Origin of the sequence: uncultured Megasphaera sp. (assembly GCF_958350005.1) — a bacterium.
GTDB lineage: Bacteria > Bacillota > Negativicutes > Veillonellales > Megasphaeraceae > Megasphaera.
This window is the reverse complement of sequence record NZ_CATWFF010000170.1, coordinates 1-4,160: the sequence shown is the minus strand read 5'-3', so window position 1 is coordinate 4,160 and position 4,160 is coordinate 1. Positions and strand designations below refer to the sequence as shown.

The 4,160-nt window shown below is 44.7% G+C and carries 2 protein-coding genes; both read right to left on the bottom strand.

Features of this window, described 5'->3' with window-relative positions:
- Positions 1–165: 165 nt before the first annotated feature.
- Positions 166–3,222: a type III restriction-modification system endonuclease gene (locus Q3886_RS08780; RefSeq protein ID WP_301861019.1), complete on the bottom strand. Its 3,057-nt coding sequence runs from the start codon at positions 3,220–3,222 to the stop codon at positions 166–168.
- A 14-nt stretch (positions 3,223–3,236) separates the two neighbouring features.
- Positions 3,237–4,160, bottom strand: a 924-nt coding sequence (locus tag Q3886_RS08775) for a DNA methyltransferase (protein ID WP_301861018.1), incomplete at its 5' end; no start/stop codon positions are given.

The following is a 4,160-nucleotide window of genomic DNA, read 5'->3' as shown; positions in this document are numbered from 1 at the left end:
GAATGGAATGTCCTTATCATCCCTATTACACGAATAGATTGTAAGCCAAAGATTTATATATATACAACAGGAGTCGCCGCTTCATACATTGACTCCCGTTCTTTCTAATACAGCAGTTGTATTCAAAATTCAGATATACCCAGTCTTCACCTAAATACTCAGTATTTATTTCATCACTTTGTTTAACAACGTCTCGTAGCTGTCTACGACATCATAAACCACGGTATCGCCGCTGATAGCCTTGAAATGCTCTCTGGCACAGTGAATTTTCGACTCTTCAATAAGTCTAAGCTGCATGGAAGACAGCGATCCCTTGGTTTCGGCAACGAAGTAAATATGCTTTACCGTTCCCTTATAAAAGGCAATGGCCCAGTCCGGATTATAATGACCTACAGGCGTGGAAATATAAAAACTATCAGGTAGCTTTACATAGACGGCAACGTTTGTATTGATATCCAGATCGGAAGCAAAATCTCGTTCATTCGTGGAATCATAGACAATATGGTCATACAGATGCCGCTGTGCTTTCATGGCATTGGTCCCCAGTTTGCCCTTAATCGTCGGTTCCGTAAAAATATCAGTCTTGTATTTATCATCCAGCACGTTGTAGGTAATATGCTGAATAATTGCCGTTGCTTTTTCATTATTGATCAGCTCAGCCGCTTTGATAATAAACTCTTCCGGATTCCTTTTAAACTGGTCGAACACGTTCTTTTCAATATGAGTCAGAATAGACACAATAGCTTTGCGGGTAAGCCCCGTTTCATCGACAAGTTTCCCGACGAGATCATATTTGACACTTCCAGCAGTATGCGCAGGTTTGCTGTCATACGACGGAGAAGACTCTTCCTTAATAAAAGCCTTGCCTTCTATCAGTTCATCCTTTGATTCGATTTTTTCCATTGTGCCCTTTTCTACCTTAAAGAGTAATTGAGACACATGGAGATGCTGGTTCAGCGAATCGACAGCCTTCCGTATCAGCTCTTCCGTATCAAAATCGACAACATATACAGATTTAGGACGAATGCGTTCCCACAAGGCCTGGAACTCCGGCATGGCCAGTTTTTCCGGGTCCACCTGGAGCTCTACATTGTCGTCACGGGCATTTTCCGGCTTCAGGACACGGCCGTCATAGACGGAATCGAGAATCTGCAGTACCGAATCACGGCAGTCTGCCACTTCTTCCGCTACCTTGATATCTCCGTTGGCCTTAGCATCATAGTACTGGTTGGTCAACTTGCCGTTGCGGTCAACATAGCCATTGACAACTAAATCAAAATAAATTTTCTGAGCCAGCGCATCATCTACAACGGTCTTGTTCCCCTGCTCATCAACTAACGTCTGGTCTTTAAAAAGTTCGGCCGTAACAGCCACAGGCCGCCCGGCCACGGCATCAGCCAGTTCGGACTGCAGTCCCCGGGCAAAACTGTCATAACTTTCGCTGGCAATGACTGTCAGGACATTCACCGTCTGGACATCTTTTCCCAGCACATTGGCATCCATTCGTTCGCCATCCTGGTTGACACACAGGCGCATGCCCCGGCCTACTTCCTGCCGTTTGCGGATTTCACTGTTGCTCTGTTTCAGCGTACAAATCTGGAATACATTGGGATTATCCCAGCCTTCACGAAGGGCGGAATGGGAGAAAATAAAGCGCACCGGCGACCGCTTGGGGTTCAGATCCAGCAACAGCTCCTTATTCTTCATGATCAGGTCATAGGCATCACTGTCCTCAGATACTTGTTCTTTCTTTTTTATCTTCCCATCGGTCAGTTTTCCTTTTTTGTCAATGGAAAAATACCCGGTATGCGTCTCCTGCGCAGAGATGGCATCAAGATACTGCATGTACCCTTCATCATCAAAGTCCCGCTGCATATGGCTGACAATATCGGTGTATTCTTCTTCAAACATATCCGCATAGATACCATTATACGGCTGGCCGACTTCGTCGTATTGCTTATACTTCGCCACTTCATCAATGAAAAACAGGCTCAGTACCTTGATACCCTTGCGGAACAGCTGTTTTTCCCGTTCAATATGGGAAAGAATGGTCTCACGAATCTGAATACGCCGCAGCTGATTCTCACTAACCTTGCCGATGACATCACCGGCATATAGTTTGATACCATTCAGAAATTCTACAGAATTATCCCGGCCATCAATGAACTGGACAATAAAATTATTTGCATACTCATCCAGCCCGCCAGACTGATCATACATATTAAAGCCAATGCCGACTTTCATCGTCTTCTTCCGGATGCCATTTTTCCCTTTATAATCAAACTCCACCGTCGCCGTCGGATCGGCCTTGGACAGATTGATGCCTTCCAGATAGACATAGCCTTCCGTCGCCGTAGTACCGCACTCCGTAATGCCTTTGACGGTAATCTTCTTTACCAGCCGCTTGTTATATGCTTCCATAGCATCCAGCCGATACACCAGATTATACATTTCGTCCGGTTTGGGCGTAGCCGAATAGCGCAATGTCAGCAGCGGATGAAAGTCTTTCAGCTTTTCTTTTGTCGTTTTTCCCTCTACAGACTGCGGTTCGTCGATGATGAGAATGGGATTGGTCTTGGCAATGACATCAATTGGACGGCGAGAATGAAATTCATCGAGTTCCATGGAAATCCGCCGTGCATCTTTCCCCTTGGCATTAAAGGCCTGAGAGTTGATAATCATGACATTGATAGCATTATCCGAAGCAAAGCGGTCGATTTCAGTGAGCTGAGCAGAATTATAAATGAAGAAGCGAATTTTCTTCCCATATTCTTCGGCAAAATGGTCCTGCGTCACCTGAAAGGTCTTATACACGCCTTCCCGAATGGCAATACTGGGCACGACGACGATGAACTTGCTCCAGCCATAATGCTTGTACAGCTCATACATCGTCTTAATATACGTATAGGTCTTGCCGACACCTGTTTCCATTTCTATAGTCAGGTTATAGGGGCCCTGTGTATACCCTCTTTCCAATTTCTCAGAAGGTTTAAGCTGATTGTCTTTCTGTATCTTCTGCACATGTTCCAAGATAACCGCATCCGATAGTTCCGGCACCACAGGCTCATTGCGCCAGCCTGTGACATCATATAACGGCATTCGTGGGTCATTTCCCTTGTCTATCAGATAGTTTTGCGTGAGATAGGGCTGTCCGGCAAAGACATCGACGACGGCTTTGGCCGCATCAGCCTGAAATTTCTGATGCTTAAACTGCAGCTTCATTCGTCTCGGCCTCCTTACAGTACGCGAACCCGTTTGGAAATATCATCGGCATCTCCCGGTATATAGCGCTTAAAGATTTCAAACATATTGATTTTAGACGGACTGTCCGCAAAACCGCTGTCGCGGAAAACAGCCCGCAAGGGCTTGCGCTTAGCAATTTCCGTGACGACGCTCTCCGGAATATTATCATCAAAGCAGGCAATGAGATCGCCGTCATTGTACGTATGGACCGTACAGCCATCTATAACTTCTGACTTATACGATTTATCTAGCGTTAATCCCCAGTCAATGAGACAGCCAAACAGCAAATCCAGATCGGTGCGATCGTCTTTAATATTGGATTCCAGTTTAGCCACCATCTTCTGATTATATGCATCAGGCGAATAGTACACATCTTTCATATTCGTATCAGCCAGCTTGAGGACGCGAAAACCAACATCCAAATGTTCTGCCGCCTCTGGATGCTCCTTCTTGATCTTCTCCCCAGCTCGGCGGATACGTTCTTTGCCGATTTCACAGATATTCTTATATCCCGCTTTATAAGCTTCGCTCTTTTCATTGCAAGGCTCCGGCAACTGCACCATAATAAATTTGCGATGACCACCGTCTTCGGCATTGAGCTGCATAACAGCATGAGCAGTAGTAGCAGAACCAGAGAAAAAATCGAGGACAATATCATCATCACACTTTATCATTTCAATGATTCTTTCTAGTAAGCCTACAGGTTTTTGCCCATCTGGAAAAGATAATCCAGCTTCATTGGCAAGATTATTGTAATTTATGTCGTCCCATAAATTGCCTGCATTATCAATTTTATATATTCCATCACTTTCCACTGATATAACATCTTTTAAAAACGCAATCATATTTCTTATTGTATCTTTATAATATACTGTAGTAACTTGACCTGCATTTTTTCCTTTGGTGGGTACATAATC